The following is a 545-nucleotide window of genomic DNA, read 5'->3' as shown; positions in this document are numbered from 1 at the left end:
AGCCTCCCACCTATCCTGTACATGTATAACCGAATCCCAGTATCAAGCTGGAGTAAAGCTCCATGGGGTCTTTCCGTCCTGGCGCAGGTAACCAGCATCTTCACTGGTACTTCAATTTCACCGGGTGCATTGTCGAGACAGCGCTCAAATCATTACGCCTTTCGTGCGGGTCGGAACTTACCCGACAAGGAATTTCGCTACCTTAGGACCGTTATAGTTACGGCCGCCGTTTACTGGGGCTTAAATTCAAAGCTTCGATTGCTCTAACCTCTCCTCTTAACCTTCCAGCACCGGGCAGGCGTCAGCCCATATACCTCACCTTTCGGTTTTGCATAGACCTGTGTTTTTGCTAAACAGTTGCTTGAGCCTATTCTCTGCGGCCTGCTTGCGCAGGCACCCTTTATCCCGAAGTTACAGGGTCATTTTGCCGAGTTCCTTAACAATGCTTCTCCCGCCGGCCTTAGGATTCTCTCCTCATCCACCTGTGTCGGTTTACGGTACGGGCACATATCACACAATAGCGGCTTTTCTTGACAGTTCGAATC

1 rRNA gene is annotated in these 545 nt (G+C 50.6%); it reads right to left on the bottom strand.

Annotated features, from left to right (window positions below):
- Positions 1 to 545 (bottom strand): 23S ribosomal RNA (locus tag WMO41_RS15865); the annotation flags it as partial.

Origin of the sequence: Ventrimonas faecis (assembly GCF_040096075.1) — a bacterium.
GTDB lineage: Bacteria > Bacillota > Clostridia > Lachnospirales > Lachnospiraceae > Brotaphodocola > Brotaphodocola faecis.
Note: the sequence above shows the minus strand (reverse complement) of the source record. Positions and strands in the feature narration are given on the sequence as shown.